This window comes from Marinobacter arenosus (genome assembly GCF_019264345.1).
GTDB lineage: Bacteria > Pseudomonadota > Gammaproteobacteria > Pseudomonadales > Oleiphilaceae > Marinobacter > Marinobacter arenosus.
On sequence record NZ_JAHVAO010000001.1, the window covers coordinates 3,114,345 to 3,133,244 of the forward strand.

Annotated in this window: 16 protein-coding genes; 7 read left to right on the top strand and 9 right to left on the bottom strand. The window is 60.5% G+C overall.

Annotated elements, in window-relative coordinates; genetic code table 11:
- The 6 genes from folK to dksA all read right to left on the bottom strand — a co-directional run bounded on the left by folK (position 1) and on the right by dksA (position 8,556).
- Entirely contained in the window at positions 1-513 is a 513-nt protein-coding gene (folK, locus tag KXD86_RS14205; protein WP_218636653.1) for a 2-amino-4-hydroxy-6-hydroxymethyldihydropteridine diphosphokinase, read from the bottom strand.
- Positions 513-1,880, bottom strand: coding sequence for a polynucleotide adenylyltransferase PcnB (gene pcnB, locus KXD86_RS14210; protein WP_218636654.1), 1,368 nt, complete (start codon positions 1,878-1,880; stop codon positions 513-515). The genes folK and pcnB overlap by 1 nt, the downstream gene beginning before the upstream one ends.
- A gap of 716 nt (positions 1,881-2,596) precedes the next feature.
- The gene (locus KXD86_RS14215; RefSeq protein ID WP_218636655.1) at positions 2,597-4,000 is read right to left on the bottom strand and encodes a sigma-54-dependent transcriptional regulator; all 1,404 of its coding nucleotides are present in this window, start codon (positions 3,998-4,000) and stop codon (positions 2,597-2,599) included.
- 7 nt (positions 4,001-4,007) lie between these two features.
- Positions 4,008-6,965, bottom strand: a complete 2,958-nt coding sequence (locus tag KXD86_RS14220) for an ATP-binding protein (protein ID WP_218636656.1) — start codon at positions 6,963-6,965, stop codon at positions 4,008-4,010.
- Positions 6,966-7,181: 216 nt separating this feature from the next.
- The gene (gene gluQRS / locus KXD86_RS14225; protein ID WP_218636657.1) at positions 7,182-8,054 is read right to left on the bottom strand and encodes a tRNA glutamyl-Q(34) synthetase GluQRS; all 873 of its coding nucleotides are present in this window, start codon (positions 8,052-8,054) and stop codon (positions 7,182-7,184) included.
- 61 nt (positions 8,055-8,115) lie between these two features.
- Entirely contained in the window at positions 8,116-8,556 is a 441-nt protein-coding gene (gene dksA, locus KXD86_RS14230) for an RNA polymerase-binding protein DksA (protein WP_218636658.1), read from the bottom strand.
- A gap of 180 nt (positions 8,557-8,736) precedes the next feature.
- Between dksA and sfsA the strand changes: the two genes are divergently transcribed.
- Positions 8,737-9,468: a DNA/RNA nuclease SfsA gene (gene sfsA / locus KXD86_RS14235; protein WP_218636659.1), complete on the top strand. Its 732-nt coding sequence runs from the start codon at positions 8,737-8,739 to the stop codon at positions 9,466-9,468.
- Here sfsA and KXD86_RS14240 read toward each other — a convergent pair.
- Positions 9,452-9,826 (bottom strand): Rieske (2Fe-2S) protein, encoded by a 375-nt coding sequence (locus tag KXD86_RS14240; protein ID WP_218636660.1) that lies wholly within the window; start codon positions 9,824-9,826, stop codon positions 9,452-9,454. The two genes, sfsA and KXD86_RS14240, sit on opposite strands and share 17 nt — an antisense overlap.
- Positions 9,827-9,858: 32 nt before the next feature.
- Positions 9,859-11,436, bottom strand: coding sequence for a bifunctional aminoglycoside phosphotransferase/ATP-binding protein (locus KXD86_RS14245; RefSeq protein ID WP_218636661.1), 1,578 nt, complete (start codon positions 11,434-11,436; stop codon positions 9,859-9,861).
- 122 nt (positions 11,437-11,558) lie between these two features.
- Here KXD86_RS14245 and mrcB point away from each other — a divergent pair, with 122 nt between their 5' ends.
- The gene (gene mrcB, locus KXD86_RS14250; RefSeq protein WP_218636662.1) at positions 11,559-13,889 is read left to right on the top strand and encodes a penicillin-binding protein 1B; all 2,331 of its coding nucleotides are present in this window, start codon (positions 11,559-11,561) and stop codon (positions 13,887-13,889) included.
- A complete protein-coding gene (locus KXD86_RS14255) occupies positions 13,886-14,461 on the top strand; it encodes a tetratricopeptide repeat protein (protein ID WP_218636663.1) in 576 nt (191 codons plus the stop codon). Before mrcB ends, KXD86_RS14255 begins: the two co-directional genes overlap by 4 nt.
- A gap of 54 nt (positions 14,462-14,515) precedes the next feature.
- Here the strand turns inward: KXD86_RS14255 and KXD86_RS14260 are convergent, their stop codons facing one another.
- Positions 14,516-15,451, bottom strand: a complete 936-nt coding sequence (locus KXD86_RS14260) for a DUF4382 domain-containing protein (RefSeq protein WP_218636664.1) — start codon at positions 15,449-15,451, stop codon at positions 14,516-14,518.
- Positions 15,452-15,718: 267 nt separating this feature from the next.
- On the opposite strand from KXD86_RS14260, the gene KXD86_RS14265 reads away from it, so the two are divergent.
- The 4 genes from KXD86_RS14265 to KXD86_RS14280 all read left to right on the top strand — a co-directional run bounded on the left by KXD86_RS14265 (position 15,719) and on the right by KXD86_RS14280 (position 18,882).
- Complete coding sequence (locus KXD86_RS14265) at positions 15,719-16,255, top strand: RNA polymerase sigma factor (protein WP_312846295.1); 537 nt, start codon at positions 15,719-15,721, stop codon at positions 16,253-16,255.
- Between the two features lie 4 nt (positions 16,256-16,259).
- Positions 16,260-16,973: an anti-sigma factor family protein gene (locus tag KXD86_RS14270; protein ID WP_228739391.1), complete on the top strand. Its 714-nt coding sequence runs from the start codon at positions 16,260-16,262 to the stop codon at positions 16,971-16,973.
- Positions 16,973-17,410, top strand: coding sequence for a hypothetical protein (locus tag KXD86_RS14275; protein WP_228739599.1), 438 nt, complete (start codon positions 16,973-16,975; stop codon positions 17,408-17,410). Before KXD86_RS14270 ends, KXD86_RS14275 begins: the two co-directional genes overlap by 1 nt.
- Before the next feature lie 245 nt (positions 17,411-17,655).
- Positions 17,656-18,882 carry a tetratricopeptide repeat protein gene (locus KXD86_RS14280; RefSeq protein WP_218636667.1) on the top strand — a complete coding sequence of 409 codons (1,227 nt, stop codon included), beginning with the start codon at positions 17,656-17,658 and terminating at the stop codon, positions 18,880-18,882.
- The last annotated feature ends 18 nt before the right edge of the window (positions 18,883-18,900 follow it).

The following is an 18,900-nucleotide window of genomic DNA, read 5'->3' on the forward strand; positions in this document are numbered from 1 at the left end:
TCAGGTCGGGGAAAAGGGATCCCTGTTGGCCGGTGGCAGCTTGCGCAGGTGGTTGTCGGGACAGTGCTCGCGGAGTGCCTTTATGGGTCGGCCATCGGGCAGTGTCAGGTCCGGGTTCAGGTCCAGCAGAGGCTGGAGCGCGAAGTCGCGGTTTGGAAGTTCCTTGTGGGGCATGGTCAGGCGATCGTCTGCAATGGTCTGGTCGCCGAAGATCAGCAGATCAAGATCCAGGGTTCTGGGGCCCCAGTGGCGCAGCCGTTCCCGTCCGTGTCGGTGTTCGATCGACTGCAGGTGATCCAGGAGGGCGTGCGGCGTCAGCGACGTGCGTAGCCAGACGGCACCATTAACGAAGTCGGGCTGGTCCTGCGGGCCAACCGGGCGGCTGGCGTAAAAGGGCGACTGGGCGACGAATACGGTGTTTGGCAATGTTGCCAGCGCCGTCACCGCCCTCGCCAACTGGGCCGCCGGATCTTCGAGATTGCTGCCCAGGCCGATGAAGGCGTCCGTCATCATTACTGGGCGGGCCTTTGTACTGCTGGCTTGCGGCGGCGCCGGCGCTTTTTGGGCGCATCGCTGCCCAGTTGGGAAAGCATGCGTTCTTGCCCACGCTCATCGGTTTGCTGGAAATCGGTCCACCACTGGCCGAGACCGGGTTCGATTTCTCCGGCCGCTTCACGGACCAGCAGGAAGTCGTATGCGGCCCGGAAGCGGGGATGACTCATGGTCGCAAATGCGCGCTTACCCTGGCGGCGAGGCAGGCGCATCTGCAGTTCCCAGATTTCCTTCATGGGGCCGGAGAAGCGTTTGGGTATGGATGTAGCCTGAACCTGGCGGCCGATCACTTTGCCGATGGCGCCGTGCAGTGCTGGCTGGACCGGGTCGCCATGGTCCTGACGGCGGGTCCATTCCGCCTGAAGGGCGGGCCAGAGCATAGCCGCAAACAGGAAGTAGGGCGTCACGGACTTGCCCTGGGCAATGCGGGCGTCGGTGTTTCGCAGTGCCTGCCGGATCAGCTCGTCCGGTTCCCCGTTGTCCATGGCCCGAACGGTTTCCGGGAACAGGGGAGCCAGCAGGTTGTAGCGGATCAGGAGATCATAGGTGGCTTCGCCCTGACCGGCGGAAAACAGCTTCAGAACCTCATCAAACAGACGCGCCGGCGGAATGTGGGTCAGCAGGGGTGCGAGTTCACGAATGGGGGCCTCGGTTTCCGGTTCAATATCGAAATCCAGCTTGGCGGCGAAGCGGATGGCCCGGAGCATGCGGACCGGGTCCTCCCGGTAGCGGGTTTCGGGATCGCCGATCAGTCGGAGTTGCCGGTTCCTGAGGTCTTCTATGCCGTCGGCAAAATCAATCACGGTAAAGTCGCGGATGCAGTAATAGAGTGCGTTAACCGTGAAATCCCGGCGAAGTGCATCCTCTTCCTGGCTGCCGTAGACATTGTCCCGCAGCAGCAAGCCGTGTTCGCTGGTTCTGCGATCGTCATCCGGCGTGTCGTCGTCGGCCTCCGTGGCATTTCCACGGAAGGTGGTTACTTCGATCACTTCGCGGCCGAAGACCACGTGCACGATGCGAAAACGGCGGCCGATCAGTCGTGAGTTGCGGAACAACTCGTGGACTTCTTCCGGGGTGGCGTTGGTGGCGATATCGAAGTCTTTCGGGGTTCCGCCCAGGAGAATGTCTCTTACACCGCCGCCAACGAGGTACGCTTCATACCCGGACTTGTTCAGTCGGTTAAGCACCTTCTTGGCGGGCTCGCTGATCACTGAGCGGGAGACATTGTGCTGGTCGCGCGGAATTTCCCGTCGCTGATAAGGGCGGGGCTTCTTGTTTCCGCTGCCGGGGATGAAAGAACGGAGTTTTTCGACGAGTCGTTTAGGCATTGAAATCCGTGGTTGCGATGAGCAAAAACCGAGAGTTTAACGGTTTGCGCAGGATTTGCCCACGTCTGGCCGGGAAAGTGGTGTTGAAATACCGGAAAGCCAGAAAATCAAAAGGCGGATTCGTTCGCACGAATCCGCCCTGAAAGCGTTGACGATCTGCATTGTTGTTGTTGTTACCGGGATTGTTCTTAATTTTTGTACCCCACTGCATGTCCCAAAAGTGGGCCATCTCAGCAGTGCAAACGGAAAGCTTTGAATACATAGAGCGGTTAGGGACATCGGGCGAGTCTTGGGTAGCTGCAGTGTCGCCTCTCGACGATTCTTCTCCTACATCTACAACTCACACGTGCCGTGGGACCACTAAAAAGCAAAGTACCCAAAACACTCAGTTCGCTCACGTTCTGTCTTTGTTTTTGTTACCGAACGTTTTCCTGCAGCTTTTTGTTTTTGTTTTGGCGCTGCGTTGTCACTGTTGTTTTTGTTGTTGTGCGCTTAATAGGTTGCAGTCGGTGTGCCAGTTTTTGGATTTGCTTTATTAACAGCACCTTACGATTTTTTAGGTCGTAGGTGTTACCCCGTATCCAACCAAAGTGTTACTCAGATCACGTTACTTCGATGGGGAGTGTTACCGTGAGGAACAGGGGGTAACAAATGAGTCGGGGTTCACACTTTTGATTAGGACGCTACCAGGTCGGGCCGGTGCCGATCTGGCGCATTCAGTTTCCGGAGGATTTTTTACGCGGAATCCCGAGGCGTTGCCGGCGCTCCCACAGGGATTTTCGGCTGATGCCGAGTTTTTGGGCCAGCTCGGTCTCGCTCATCCGGTCCTGGTTTTCCAGAACAAAGTGCTGAAAATAGTCTTCCAGTGACAGGTCGTTCGAGGAATCGACATCGCTGGCGCGACTCTGCTCGTTGTTGCCTTCCACCAGGGTTTCCGGAATGTGTTCGTCACCGACTTCGCTGTCGAGATCGAGCAAGGCCGGGGTGATGACATCGCCATCGCACAGGATGGTGGCGCGCTCGATCGCATTTTCCAGCTCACGGACATTACCGGGCCAGCGGTGGCGCTCCAGCGCGCGCATGGCCTCGGGGCTCAGGTTGAGGTTGGGCTTGCCCATCTTCTCGCCCTGGCGCTTCAGGAAGCGCCGTGCCAAGCCAAGCATGTCGCCCTGGCGTTCGCGCAGTGGCGGTATGCGAATCTGCATGACATTCAGTCGGTAGTACAGGTCTTCCCGAAACTCGCCGGTCCGGGTCATGGCTTTCAGGTTCCGGTGCGTCGCGGCAATCATCCGGACGTTGACGGTCCGGCTTTGGGTTGAGCCCACCTTGCGAATCTCACTTTCCTGCAGCACTCGAAGCAGCCGTGCCTGCGCTTCGGCCGGCAGTTCGCCGATTTCGTCCAGGAACAGGCTGCCGCCATCGGCCGCCTCGATCAGGCCGGTCCGGGCTGAGACCGCTCCCGTGAATGCGCCTTTCTCATGACCGAACAATTCCGACTCAATCAGGCTCTCGGGAATGGCGGCACAGTTGACCGAGATCAGTGGTTTCGAGGCCCGCGGACTGAGAAGGTGAAGCGCCCGGGCGGCGAGTTCCTTGCCCGTGCCGGACTCGCCCTGAACCAATACCGTGGTTTCGGTCGGCGCTACCTTGCGAATCAGTGTGAAAACCCGTTGCATGGCATCGCACTGGCCGAACATGATGTTGGCTGGATCGCCGTCCTCCGGCGCAGAGGCCGAACCGCCGCGGTCCTCGGACTGGCCCGACATCGACGGTTGTCGGGCCAGGATATTCTCGACGGCGGCCAGCATTTCGTCGTGATCAAAAGGCTTGGCGATGTATTCCACCGCACCCATCTTCATCGAATCCACCGCTGACCGGAGGCTCGCGTAGCTGGTCATGATCAGCACGGGGGTATTGGGCGCTCGGTTAATCAGTTCGGTGCCCGCTGCGCCCGGTAACCGAAGGTCGGAGATGATCAGGTCGAAATGCTCCGGTTCGAAGTTTTGCTCGGCCTCTTCTACCGAGCCGGCGTCGGACACTTCGTAACCGGCGTGCTGCAGCAGCTTTCGTACTGCCGAGCGAATAATGTCTTCATCTTCTACGATCAGAATGCGAGGCATATGGGTGTCACGACCTTTCGTTCTGGCTAATTTGCGTCACGCCGATTTCCGGTTCGAAGGCGGGCAGTCTCAGGCGCACACACGTACCCCTGCCGGATGCGGCAGGGCTCTCTACCTGAACGTTACCGTAATGTTCTTCCACGATACTGTACACCAGCGACAGGCCGAGCCCGGTACCTTTGTTGGGCGCCTTGGTGGTGTAGAACGGCTCGAAGATGTGGTCGAGCTGATCTTCGGGAATGCCCGAGCCTTCATCGATGACTTCGATAATAGCGGAGTAGCCATCACCGTTTCCACTGACCCGGATGGTGCCGCCATCGGGGGAGGCATCCCGGGCGTTGGCCAGCAGGTTGATGAAAACCTGGACCAGGCGCTGTTCATCGCCCAGGACCTGCAGGTTCTCCGGACAGTCATTAATGAAGCGAACGCGGAGCCCTTTGTCGCTGAGCGACAGCAGGTTGATGGATTCGTCGACGCACCGCCGGATGGTGACCGGCTCGTAGCGGTTGGCCTGGGCATGGTTTCCGGTCCGGGCGAAATTCATCAGCGACTGCAGAATGGTCGAGATCCGCCGGGTCTGCTGCTGGATCTGGTCTGCGGTATCGAGAATGTCCGGATTGTCGGTTTCCAGTTTCAGGTTCTGGGCCAGGGAGGAGATGCCGGTTACCGGGTTGCCGATTTCATGGGCCACACCGGCGGCCAGCCGGCCAACCGATGCCAGGCGCTCGCTGTGCATGAGTTCGTCTTCCAGTAACCGGGTTTCGGTCTGGTCTTCCACCAGAATAATGCTGCCGCCTTCGGGGTGGTCCGGGCCACTGAGTGCTGCCTTGTGGAGGTTCAGCCAGTGAGGTTTGCCCCGCAGATCGAGTCGGTGCTTGTAACGGTGCAACTCCTCACCCAGGTTAAAGTCGTCCAGCAGCAGGTGCCAGTGCTCGGGCAAGGCCAGAAGCCGGGCGCCCACCACGTCGTCCGCGGTGATGCCGGTGAGGTTCTCCATGGCGTTGTTCCACATCAGGATTTCGCCGTCCTCGCCCACGGAACAGGCGGCGATAGGCAGATTCTGCAGGGTTTGTCGGTAGTGGCGACGCAGATTGTCCAGTTCTCCGGCCAGGCCAGTCAGGCGGTTCTGGTACTCGCCCAGTGCCCGCTCCACGTAGCGAATGTCCTGGGCGGTGCCGCCCCGGGCCATGGGCTTGAAGCCAAGGTGGCGCTTGACCATGTCCCGTGCGACCGAAGGGCCGAGCAGACCGGAGAGATTGATTTCGACCTGGTCCCGCAGACGGCGCAACTGGTAGGGGCGATATTCAACGTTGGGCAGTTTCAGCTGAGCCAGTGCCCGTTCCACTTCCCGCTTGGCCACGCCGACGCCCAGCGGTTCGGCCAGCTGTTTGGCGAATTCCGCCGACGAGGTTGCCAGCAGTTCGCGGCGTTGCGGGCGCGACAACGCTCCCATTGAGCAGGCCTGGGCGGCACTGGCTTCTTCGCCGGTGCTGGTGCTCAGGATCGAGATCAGGGCGAAGACCGTGACATTGGCGGTCAGGCTGACAAAGACAAAGATCTGCCAGTTGCTGTAATCCGGGACGATCGGAGCGCCCAGCACCGCCAGCAGATTCGCGGTATGGGAGAACGGCAGAACCAGCGTCACGATCCAGATCGCCAGGCCCACGACCAGACCGGCAATCAGGCCCCGGCGATTGCCCTCCGGCCAGTAGATGACACCGAGTGCGCCCGGCAGCAATTGCAGCATGCCTGACAATGAAATGATGCCCAGGATCGAGAGATCGAGGTTCTTGCCCAGGGTTTCATGGAACAGCAGCGCCAGAAAGATGATGACGGCGATCAGCAGGCGCTTGATCCACTGCAGCCAGCGGTAGATATCGCCCTGTTCACGCGGCGTCTTCAGGGGCAGGACAACGTGGTTGAGCACCATGCCTGCAAGGGCCAGCGTGCTGACGATCATCAAGCCACTGGCGGCAGACAGGCCGGCAATGTACATGAGCAGGGTCAGCCCCCGGCTACCGAGGGCCTGCGCTGTGCCGATGGTGTAAAAACTCGAGCCGGTGGTGACAGCCAGTTCCTGTCCGCCCCAGAGGATGAGTGGGACCGGCAGGCCGAGCAGCAGCAGGTACAGGGGCAGGCCCCAGCTGGCCTTCGCCAGTGCCTTCGGCGACGGGTTTTCGCTGAACGTCATGTGGTACATGTGCGGGAGTACCAGGGCGGCCGCGAACGACATCAGCATGAGTGCCCGCCAACTGCCATCGTCGACGTTCAGGGTCATGGTGGTGGCGGGTGAGCTGTTGCTCAACAGCCAGGCGTCGAGGCCGTCCATGCCGCCAAAGACGCTGAACAGAATGACGCCGCCGAGAACCAGGAGGGCTACGAGTTTCACCAGGGAATCGAAGGCAATAGCCAGGACCAGTCCCTGATGGTTCTCGGAAGTCTGGTCGCGACGGGCACCGAACAGCATGGCAAACAGTACGACGGTGAGACTGAACATCACGCTGATGACGTTGGGTGAGGTGTCCGGCGCGAGGAGGCTGGCGGAGGTGGTGACCGCCTGGATCTGCATGCTGAGCAGGGCCAGGATGGCGCCGCCGGAACACAGGGTGACCAGGGTCCCGGCCCATTGGCTCCGATAGCGGTAGGCGAAAAGATCGGCGAGGGAAGTCAGCTGGTAGGCGCGGCCGATGCGCAGCACCGGGTTCAGCAGGACCGGTGCCAGCAGGAACGCGCCGCTGATGCCCAGGTAATAGGCGAGGAAGCCGTAGCCGGTTTCCGCGGCCACGCCAACGGCCGCGTACACGGCCCAGATGCCGGCGTAGACGCCAAGGCTGAGGGTATACACCAGGGGGTGTCTGACCCAGTGCTTGGGCAGCATGCCGCGCTCGGTGATCCAGGCGATGCCGAACAGCAGGATAAGGTAAAGCAGGCTGGCGAACAGCAGCCCGGCGGCGCTAAAACTCATTGGGGTCACGTCGCCATTCCAGCCAGAAGCCTATGGCAATGAGTCCAGCCCAGATTGCATAGGGGCTGTACCACGCGTTACCCGGCGAGGTCCACCAATCGAGTATGTTTGGCGAAAATATGTAGATGGCCAGGACCAACAGGAAGACCAGACGGTAGATATACATCAGGCATGCTATCCGCGCTGAGGTTTGTGAAAGGTTTTATACCATGCCACTTACCTGGCTGTCAGGTGAATGGCGTCCCGCCGCCAATGCCTCACGCCCCATTCAAGGATCGCGTCGACCGTCTCCGTGGCAAGCGTACCGGGAGGTTGCTGCCCCAGGGCGTTCAGCGCCTGAACCAGATTTGGCCCCGGTCGGTCGTCGTCGAGGGCGGGGGCATGCGTCTGCTTACTGAGCTTCTGGCCCTGTTCATTGCGAATGACCGGAATGTGCAGCCAGTTGGGTGGTCCAGCCCCCAGCGCCCGATAGATCTGTTGTTGCTGTGCGGTCATGTCCAGCAGGTCGGACCCGCGAACGACATCGGTGATGCCCTGATCGATGTCGTCGACCACCACAGCCAGTTGATAGGCGTAGAAGCCCTCCTTGCGCAGAATCACCGGATCATCAAGTTCCGCCACGACGTTCTGGACCTGGGCGCCGAGGAGTTGGTCCTGCCAATGGCTCTCTTCATCCTTCAGGGCGAAGCGAATGGCGAACGGACGATCGCCAGGGTTGACGCCGCCAGCGCGGCAATGGTTGGGGTGGCGGCCGCCATGACGTTTCAGTTCTTGGCGCGAGCAGAAGCAGCGGTAGGCATCGCCACTGGCGAACAGACGCTCGATGGCCGCCTGGTAGGCGTCGTGCCGTCTGGACTGGAAGCGTACCGCCTCATCGGGCATCAGGCCGTGGGCCTCAAGGCTATGCAGGATTTGACCGGTAGCCTCGGGAGGCTCGCGCAGAGGGTCCAGGTCTTCGATGCGGATGAACCATTGGCCCTGATGCTGGCGGGCTTCAAGATAGCTTGCCAGCGCCGCGACCAGTGAGCCGAAGTGCAGCGGACCGGTTGGGGAGGGCGCGAATCGGCCCCGGTAACGAGGTGAAGTCATGGGCAGTCAGTCAGCCGGCCGCTCGAAGAGCGTATTACCGGCTGCTGGCGGTTGGTCCGGCTCAGATGCCGGTCTGGCGCTCGCGAATTTCGGCGAGGGTCTTGCAGTCGATGCACAGGGTTGCAGTCGGACGTGCTTCCAGGCGTCGGATACCGATTTCGACACCGCACTGGTCGCAGAAGCCGTAATCGTCCTTGTCGATACGGTCGATGGTCTGATCGATCTTCTTGATCAGCTTGCGCTCGCGATCGCGGGTACGCAGTTCCAGGCTGAATTCCTCTTCCTGGGTTGCGCGGTCACTGGGATCCGCGTAATTTGCTGCGTCTTCCTGCATGTGGTGCATGGTGCGGTCGACTTCTTCCATCAGCTCCTGCTTCCATTGCAGTAGCAGATTCTTGAAGTGCTGCAGCATGTCGGCACTCATGTACTCTTCACCCTTCTTCATTTCGTAGGGGGTGAAGTTAGTAAAACGTTCGCGTGGTTGTTCTGCAGTGTTTGCCATTGAACCCGGCCTCTTGTTTGTACTTCACAAGAACGGTTTGCTTCCCACCGCCTGAGCCCCCGTGGCTGAGCGGTTGAACCCTGGATGAAGCATTCGTCCTGAAAACGGGAATTTGCGGAAAATAGCAGATTAGTCACGGGGGTGCCAGCCTTGTGACAACTACTTTTGTACGGAGATCACATGAACTTTCCAGAACCTTTGGTCGAGGGGTGGCTGATTCGCCGATATAAACGCTTCCTCGCCGACGTGCGCCTTGCCGACGGGAGCGAAGTGACCGCCCATTGCCCGAACACCGGTTCGATGCTGGGGTGCCAACCTGAGGATGCCCGGGTCTGGTTGAGTCAAAGCGACAACCCGAAGCGCAAGCTCAAGTTCACCTGGGAGCTCGTTGAAACCGCGCCGGGCACGCTCGCCTGCATCAATACGGCGCGCCCCAATGCCCAGGCTCGCCATGCGGTGGAGAATGGACGCGTCACCGAGCTCTCCGGCTATGAATCCTGCCGCTCGGAAGTGAAGTACGGATCGGAAAACAGTCGGATCGACCTTTTGCTCTCGGGGCACCAAAGCGAACCGGATGCCTGGGTTGAGGTTAAAAACGTTACCCTGGCGGAGGATGGCCAGGGGTTTTTCCCGGACGCGGTGACGACCAGGGGGCAGAAGCATCTGAGGGAGTTGATGGCCCAGGTGGCCGGCGGCGATCGGGCGGTGCTGTTCTTTGTGGTGAACCATACCGGCATTGAGACCGTGCGCCCGGCCGATCATATCGATCCGACCTACGGTCGGCTGTTGCGGGAGGCCTGTGATGCCGGTGTCGAGGTGATTGCCTACCGCGCCAATCTTGCCGGCGAGGACGGGACCCCAACGGGTGTCATGACCCTGGCCGAGTCGGTGCCGGTCATTCTTGAAATCTGATCTGAACCTCGCCGGCATCAATGCGCACATCCAGTGCGGTCAAGGCGTCACCCTGGCAGGGGCCTGCGATGCAGTCGCCGGTTCCGGGCTTGAAGAGGGCACCGTGGGTCGAGCATTGAATGAACAGGTTGTCAGCATCCATGAACTGGCCGGGCATCCAGTTCAGTTCAATGCCTAGATGAGGGCATTGATTGACATAGGCCCGGGGCTCGCTGCCGTCCAGAAACAGGAATCCGGTCAAGGGCATGGTCCCCGGCTCTGTCTGGGGGCGCTGGATGCGGAATTCCACGATCCGTTCCCCAGTCAGTTCGTCCCGTCGGCAAACGGGCTGCCAGTCACTGTTCGCCGGCGCGTTCATCAGAGCCTCCTCTTCGATCGTCCGAGTGCGGGTCAGCGAGGTTCGAAACCGAAGTGCTGGCGGATCCGGTCAGCGACCGCTTCCGCCACGTGCTCCTGGTCCGTGTGCAAGTGAATGGTGTGACTGCGCTCCTCGGCGGTTAGCGGTTCAAACCAGCTCTGCTGCTCGTCCAGAAACGCCTCAGTGGCCTCCGAGGCGTCGTTGCTGCGGTTGCGGATCCATTCCCGACGCAACGCCTCCGGCGCTTCGCAGTGCAGCAGGGCGAATGGCACCGCCTGCGCCTCGGCCACGGCGGCAAACTGCGAACGCTCCTGTTCTTTCAGGCAGGCTGCGTCGATGACCACCGGCAGGCCGGCCGCCAGTAAATGGCCGGCGACATCCGCCAGGCGCTGGTAGGTTTGCGCATTGGCTTCCGGAGTGTAGAGGTTGCCTCCAAGCGGGGACTTGCTGTTCGCCAGGGGAGCCAGGCCATGGAGCCGCTTGCGCTCGACATCCGAGCGCAGTCGAATCAGCCCCAATTCGCCGGCCATGGCGGAACACACGCAGGATTTGCCGCTGGCAGACAGTCCGGTGGTGGCGAGCAGATACGGGTTGGGAATGGTGCTGTAATCTTCGGCCAGCTGAGCGTAATCCCGGTACCTCTGCATCAGCCCGTCCTTTTCCGCATCGCTCAGCGAAGGGTTGCCCATGGTGAACAGGGCAATCTTGGCCCGCACCATGGCGCGGTAGGCTTTGTACAGAGGTAGAAGGGGCAGTGCGTCGAAATCGTCCCGGTATTCCAGGTAGGTGTTGAGTACCAGGTTGGCCAGGGCGTGCTCGCGCCGGGATTCCAGGTCCATCAGCAGGAACGCCAGATCGTTGATCACGTCGATCCAGCGGAACGGTTCGTTGAATTCGATGCAGTCGAACACCGTGACCTTGCCTTCAAACCGGGTGATGTTCGCCAGATGCAGGTCGCCATGGCATTCGCGGACCAGGCCGTTGGCCCGGCGCTGGGTAATCAGGTCACGATGGCGATTGAAGGTGGTTTCGGTCCAGGCGGCGAGGTTGTCCAGCTGCAGCAGCAGGCCCTTGTCGTCGATCATCGGGCGAACCTGGTCAAAATTCTCCTGCATGGCCGCGTAGACCGCTTCCGGAGTGCCGAGGGGCTTGTCGTCCGGCACCGTGGGCAGTCGTTCGTGGAAGGCCGCAACCTGGCGGGCGAGGTCCGTCAGCAGGGCGGGATCCAGGTTGCCCTGCTCCTGGAGACGATCGAACAACTGATCCTGTCCGAACTGGCGCATTTTGATGGCGTACTCGAACGCTTCGCCCGTGCCGCCAAGCTCCGGTTGTTCCGGGGTGCCGGTAATGGGCAGGACGTCCAGGTACAGCGATTCGGCCAGGCGGCGGTTCAGTCGGAGTTCCTCGTCGCAGAAATGCTTGCGACGCTCCAGGGTGGAAAAGTCCAGAAACCCGAAATCCATCGGCTTCTTGATCTTGTAGGCGTAGTCGCCCGTGAGGATCACCAGCGAGATGTGCGTCTCGATGACCTGAAAACCGTTGACCGGGTGATCGTAAAGCTCAGGATTCTGCAGTGCCCGAACCAGAATTTCTGCGGGTGTTTCGCTCACGGTGTTCTCCTAACGTTCCCTGGACCAACTGAATTTTTATCGGCCTATGATAGCGGCCAGATTACAGAAATAACACACAGTTGGCCTGCCTTTCGGGCAAGTCCCTTCGTTATAATCCGGACATGAAAAAATCTAACTCATCGCCAAGGTCACCCAGGAAAACACCCCGAAAGTCTTCACGGAACGGTCGCCGACCCTGGTTTTGGCGGTTCTTCTTCCGCTTTGCCGCCATTGGATTCGTTCTGCTGGTCGGCTGGACCGTATACCTGGATGCGGTCATCACCTCGCGGTTTGAGGGCAGGCGGTTTGAAGTGCCGTCCCGGGTCTATGCGCGGCCCCTGGAGTTATACGACGGTGCGGGCATCAGTTCCGGCGGTCTGGAACGAGAGCTTCAGTTGGCCGGCTTCCGCAAGGGCGATGGCAGTCGGGCCGGCACCTATCGCCGCAGCGGTGGGCACTTTGTTATCAGTACCCGGGGATTCCAGTTCCCCGACGGCCGTGAGCCAAAACGCAGGCTGGCCCTGAATATCTACGGTGATCGGGTCCAGGATTTTTCCGTGCTGAGTGGTGAGGCCTCGCCCATTGTACGCCTGGAACCGGCTCAGATCGGCGGGATCTATCCCTCCCACAAGGAAGACCGGATCCTGGTGCAACTGGAAGAGGTCCCGGCCCTGCTTCCGGCCACCCTTATGGCGGTGGAGGACCGGAACTTCTACGATCATTTCGGCATCGCGCCGCTGTCCATCGCCCGGGCCATGCTCGCGAACATTCGAGCCGGCGAGATTGTTCAGGGTGGCAGCACCTTGACGCAACAGCTGGTCAAGAACTTCTTCCTGACGCGCGACCAGACCCTGCTGCGAAAGGGGAATGAAGCCATCATGTCGATCCTTCTGGAAATGCACTACGAGAAGGAGGACATCCTCGAAACCTATCTGAACGAGGTGTATCTGGGCCAGGCGGGCACTCGCAGCATTAACGGTTTCGGCCTCGCGAGCCAGTTCTATTTCGGGGAATCCCTGAAGGATCTGGACGTGCACCAGATTGCTCTACTGGTCGGGATGGTCAAGGGGCCGAGTTACTACAATCCGCGACGCCATCCGGACCGGGCCATGGAGCGCCGGAATCTCGTGATTTCGGAGATGGAAGAGGCTGGCCTTATTGATTCCGTACGAGCCGCGCGTGCCAGAGGTTTGCCTGTGGGTGTCAGCGGCAAACCCTCCTATTCCGAGAACCGTTACCCGGCCTACATTGATCTGGTCCGCCGGCACCTGGCTCGGGACTACCGCGAGGAGGACCTTCGCAGTGAAGGGTTGCGGATCTTCACAACCCTCAACCCCGCTATCCAGTATGCGGCAGAGTATGCGGTGACAGACACCCTGCCGAGGTTGGCCAGTGGTGAAACCCGGGAGGCGCTGGAAGCGGCGCTGGTGGTGACCGCCAAGGACAGCGGCGAGGTGCTGGCGCTGGTCGGGGGCAAGGACCCCCAGTTCGCCGGCTTCAACCGCGCTCTCGACGCCAATCGTCCGATCGGGTCGCTGATCAAGCCGTTCATTTATCTGTCGGCCCTGGAGCAGCCCGAGCGCTACACCCTGATCACCCCGGTGCTCGATAAATCCTTCGCCCTGGAATTTGATGACGGCCGGCGCTGGGAGCCCAAGAACTACGACACCAAGGAACGTGGCGAAGTGCCGCTGCACGAGGCCCTGTCCCATTCCTACAACCTGCCGGCGGTACGGGTCGGTCTGGACGTCGGGGTGGGGGTGGTCAAGGAAACCCTGCAGGCGTTCGGAGTGACCTCTGGCATCTCCGAGTACCCGTCAATGCTGTTGGGCTCGGTCTCTATGAATCCGGTCACGGTGGCGCAGATGTATCAGGGCCTGGCGACCTCCGGCTTTAACACGCCCCTGCGTACCATTCGCGAAGTGACCGACCCCAAGGGTGAGGCGCTGTCCCGTTATAGCCTGGAGGTTGACCAGGTGGCGGATCCGGCCGCCGTCCATCTGGTGCAGTACGCCATGCAGGAGACCATGCAGGAGGGAACCGGTCGGTCGGCGTATTACACGCTGCCAAAGGAACTTGCCCTGGCCGGAAAGACCGGCACCACGGACGACGGTCGTGATTCCTGGTTTGCCGGTTTCAGTGGCGATCTGCTGGCGGTCGCCTGGGTTGGCCGGGATGATAATGGGCCTACGTCGCTGACGGGTGCCAGCGGGGCGCTGCCCGTATGGTCGAGGTTCATGGCCCGGGTTCCCCAGCACGGTCTTTCACCGGTTGTGCCTGACGGGGTCAATTATCACTGGGTAAACAGTGAGCGGCAGGCGTTGACCGACGAGTATTGTGACAATGCCCGGCTGGTACCCATGATTGCCGGCAGTGAACCCGACCAAACGGTGTCCTGTTCTGGTACCCTGCAACGTCGAATCCAAGGCTGGTTTGAAGGATTTTTCCAATGAATACGCGTTTTTTGATGTCTGCCGCTTCGATGGCCGCTTTCCTGGCCCTTGCGGGCTGCGCCTCGTCACCGGGTGAATCCATTTACGTGCCCATCGGTGGCGACGCACCAAGGGCGCCGGAGCCGCCGCGAACGACCGGCGAGGCGGAACAGTCCACGGTCTGGCGGAAAAGTGAGCAGCCGGAGGCTTCCGAGCCGGCGGAGCCGAGCCCCCGCAGCACGTCACCAAGCTACCGGGATTCCGGCGAAAGTCTGTCCCCTGCGGCGCTCAGCCTGATTCGGGAAGCAGATAACCTGTTGGCCCAGGGCGATGCATCCGGGGCGATTGCCCGACTGGAACGGGCCCAACGAATTGCGCCACGCTCTGCCGAGGTCTACTTCAAACTGTCCGAAGCCTACGTTGCCAGCAATAATCTGGGAGCCGCTGAACAGTTCACCTTGAAAGGGCTCTCGCTGGCTGGCAATGACGCCCAACTGCAGAGGGCGGGGTGGTTGTTGCTGGCGGATATCCGGAGGGCTCGCGGTAACGTCGCCGGGGCTGATCAGGCCGAGCAGAGAGCCGCGGCGCTCTAACGAAAAAGCCCCTGCCGAGGCAGGGGCTTTTTTTATTGCAGAGAGCGTCGCTGGTTACGGTGCCAGAGGAATGAGCTCTGCTTCCGTCTCGGCATTCGCAACCACGGTGACGTTCTGAGTGCCGTCGAACTCGAGAGCTTCGTCGGTCTCGTTGTCATCCAACTGGCAACTGTAGCTGACGGTGTACTCACCGGCCGGGAGGAACGCGGCAGTGTAGGAGTAAATGCCGTCCATATCTTGGTCGGTGACCGGGATGGCCATCAACGGACCGGCAGGCTCTTCGCGGTTCACGTTAATGTCGGTGGGCTTCACATCAGCGCCCTCGTAGATGTAGGCAGAGCCTTCGTAGTTCGTCGAACAATCGGCCCGGTCGGCATCGTTTGCGCGAGCCTGGCTCAGGGTCACGTAATCGACATCACCAGTGATCGAGCCCACTTCCAGGTTGTTCACCAGGCGCAGGGACGGCTTCAGCAGGTAGTCCGCCAGAGACTCGCCCTGTGGGTTCACAATGGATTTGCGGACGTCGAAGTCGATGGTGAAATCGGTGGTGGTGTCTGCCGCCACCAGGAAGTCACCCTTGAGCTTCAGGCCACTCTGCTCGCCGGAAGGCACGGCCAGGGACTTCTCGATGCCTGGCTCGTCTTCAAGTTCGACGAAGGAATTCTCGGTGTCCACCAGCAGGCGAAGTTCGCTGTAGGGGCCCGCTGGCACTTCTTCATCGGTAATGAGCGGCTCGCTCATGCCACCTTGCAGGTCCAGAAGGTCCCAGGTCTTGGCCTCGTCGAAACTGAATTCGACCCATTCGCCATTTTCGGGTTTCAGAGAAATTCCGGTAAACGCCACGGTTACGCTGGAAAACTCCATGGCCGGCGCGTCGGTTACATCAAAGGAAACGGTACCGGTTGAACCTGACCCATCGCTACCACCGCCGCATGCGGCAATGCCTGCAGCCAGAGCTGAGACGGTGAAAAAACGGATGGAACGCTTCATATAAACCCCCTTGGTTTATGGCTTTGTAAATAGCTGAAAAATAGCTATGTGACGTCACTATCACGTTCGCGGAATCCTTAGAGTTCCGCAATTTTTGTTAACGTTTCCTCATGCTGTGGTCATGAAATCGGTTCCCGGATGCCCGGTTGAATGCAGCGGCGAAGCAACTGTTATAAACTGCTGGGCCGATCAGGAACCACTTAGGTAGTACCGGTTTTGGCCCTAATTCCTTTCAGGCTTTCTAAGACCCGGCGTTTCGAAGCGCTTGTGCAGCCCCATCTGGAGGTGATGTATCGGTTCGCCTATCGTTTGGCGGGCCAGCAGCAGGATGCGGAGGACCTTGTTCAGGATGTAGTGGTGAAGCTTTACCCCAGGCTCGAGGAGCTGGAGTCGGTGGAGCAGCTCCGGCCGTGGCTCAACCGCGTGTTGTACCGCCAGTTTATTGATCAGGTCCGGCGGAAGGGGCGGCAGGGTGACCGCCCATTGAGCGAGTTGATTGATGGCGAAAGCCATGCGGATTGGCTGGATAGCCTGGAATCGGACGAGCAGGGCCCGGAGTCCCTGTTGGAGCAGGAGCGTCTGGGGCCGGCACTGGATCGGGTTCTGGAAACCCTGGATCCGGACCAGCGTACCCTGGTGCTGTTGCACGACGTGGACGGCTGGCGCCAGGAGGATATCGCCGAAGTGCTCGAGATTCCCCTGGGGACGGTGAAATCCCGCTTGCATCGATGCCGCGCCACGCTGCGAAAAAAATTGCAGCGGGAGCTGGAACCAATCCCCGGGTCCGGGCGTGTAGGTGAGTGAGGTAATGACTATGATCTGTCGGGAAATTCGTGTAAGCCTCGCCGCTTACTGCAACAACGAGCTCTCAGAGGCACGCAATGAAGAAATTGCGAGGCACCTGCACACCTGTTCGTTGTGTCGGCAACGGTTGCAGTCCGAACAGGCCCTGACCGGGGCGCTCCAGCGTCAGGCTGCCATTCCTGCACCGTCGACCGGGTTCGAAGCGCGGGTGCTCAATGCCGCAACCGGTCGCTCGAGTGGGGCAGGCAAGGGGTGGAGTCACTCGGTGCTGGGTGGCGCGGTCGCCGCGGCATTGGCGCTGGGCATTGGTCTTGGCGTCATGCTGGACAACCGCCCATCATCTCCGGATGCGCCGGTCGCCACTTCTGAGCCCGCGGTTGAGAGTGATCGTGACGCTCCGGCGGCAGAAATTGGGCAGCCAACCGAGCGTACCGTCCGATTGGCATTCCGCTCGGGCGAAGCCCTCGAAAACGTAACCCTGACGCTCGAGCTGCCACCACACGTGGAGCTCGCCTCGTGGCCCGGACAGCATGAGTTGAGCTGGAAGGTCAGCCTGGACGCTGGCGAAAATGTGTTGTCCTTGCCTTTGAAAGTTCTGTTCCCTGGCACCGGGGAACTTGTTGCCAGGCTTGATACCGGTGATCGCCAGAAAACGTTCAGGGCGGTCATTCCGGAAACTGAGAACGCTATGCCAATGAAAGAGAGGCCATCGTCGTGATGTACCGCACTATGGGAACCGCTGTTTTCCTACGCGCCTTTGCCGTGGTCGCTGGATTGTCCCTGTCACTGGGTGTTGCGGCTGCCGATGATCTTGATGTCACCATGCGAATGGTTCTGGACGATGCGGAACTGACCGAATCCGTCGTCCGTGAAATTGAGCTGCCCATGGCGAACCCGTCGGAATTGCAAAGGGGCCAGTCCGCGCCAAACCTTGAGTCAGCACAGGACGCCCGAAATAGCAGCCGGGAGTTCGGCAAGTCCATTGCCGAGGATGCACGTGGTGCCAGAGGGGGTGTTGACGCGGTGCGGGAAAAGCCGGAGGTTCCGGAGAACATTAATGCTCCGGAAAGACCTGAGCGTCCCGACGTGTCATCTGACGCGAAGAATCGCGTGCAGGATCTCCGGGGCAAAACCCCACCCGGACTGGACCGTTGAATCAACCGTCTGAGCGTGGGTGTCGTCAGACGATCTTACCCTTTTTTTAGCGCCCGCCTTGCTATACTCTCCAGCGTTATCGCCCGGTAGCGCTGGAACGTCCGTTTGCCAGCCTGCTGATCCATTCGTTGATCCGGAGAGTACCCTTGCTGGCATTTCGGCTAACTCTTCTATGCTGGCTGCTTTCTCTGGCGCCCTCCTGGGTCGCTGCATCCGAACAGACGTCTTCCACTCAGGCACTAAAGGTGGGTGTCGAGAAATTCCAGTCGGGCGACCTGGAAGGGGCCCGCGAGGCGTTTGAGGCGGCTCGGGCCGATGGACTCAGTTCGGCCTCACTCAGCTACAACCTTGGCGTGGTGTATTACCGCCTGGGCCAGTACGAGGCTGCCGAGCGAACGTTCCACGAGCTCCTGAGCACCGAACATCAGGCCCTCGCCAGCTACAACCTCGGGCTTGTCGCGTTGGCTCAGGGCGATGAATCGGCCGCTCGGCACTGGTTTGCTCGGGTATCGACACCAGCCAGCCCCGAAAAGCTTCGGGAACTGGCCCGGGTTCAGTTGGGCAAGCTCGGCAGCCCCACACCCGAGTCTTACGTCTCCGCACAGCGCATGGGGTACCTGGCTGCCTCGGTTGGTTATGACAGCAACATTGCCGGCTTGCCCGAGACCTCTGCAACCAGTGAGGGGGGCGTCTTTGGTGAGGTTCTGGCCGCCGGCTCGGGGACGGTCGGTGATCTCGGAGACGGCCTGGTCCGTCTTGGAGGCGTCGCCTATGGTCGCCATTATCCCGCCAATGATGAATTCGACACCTCCCTTCTGCAGGGCGAACTGATCTGGTCGCGGGATCTGGTGTCCTCGGTCCAGGGCGGCAGTCTCACCATCAGCCAGTCCTGGTACGATGCCGATGCCCTCGAGCGCCGTTATGGTGTCGAGGGGTTTCAGCGTTGGACCGCCTGCGGCGGCGTTGCAGCGCTAGAACGGTGTTCGGTTGCCCTGGCGGCAGCCCACGTAGATGGTGGTGACGGGTTCGAGGGTTACGACGGCGAGTGGTACCGGTTGCGATTGTCTGCCGTGCATCGGTTTCGGGGCTGGCTGCTGGACGGCGATTACCGCTTGGAAGTCAACGATCGCGAGGATTTTCGAGCCGGTGATCAGTTCATCAGCGTGTCGCCCCGTCACCACACCCTGGAGCTGACGGCACGATACCGTCTCTATCCGTTACTGGCGGTGGGCGGGAGCGGTGCCTACCGTTACAGCCGATACCAGGACCCGTACGTATTATTCGAGGGCGATGCTCTGGTAAGTGAGCGCCGAGTCGATAACCGCCTGGAGGCGGGCCTGTTTGCCGAACGCCGGCTCACTGGAGACTGGCTGGTTCGGGCGGAATGGCAGGTGCAGGATAACGATAGCGGCATTGAACGCTATGACTACAGGCGCTATACCCTGATTGCGTCTCTGGAAGGAACATTCTAGCCCCGGCACCAGGCCGGG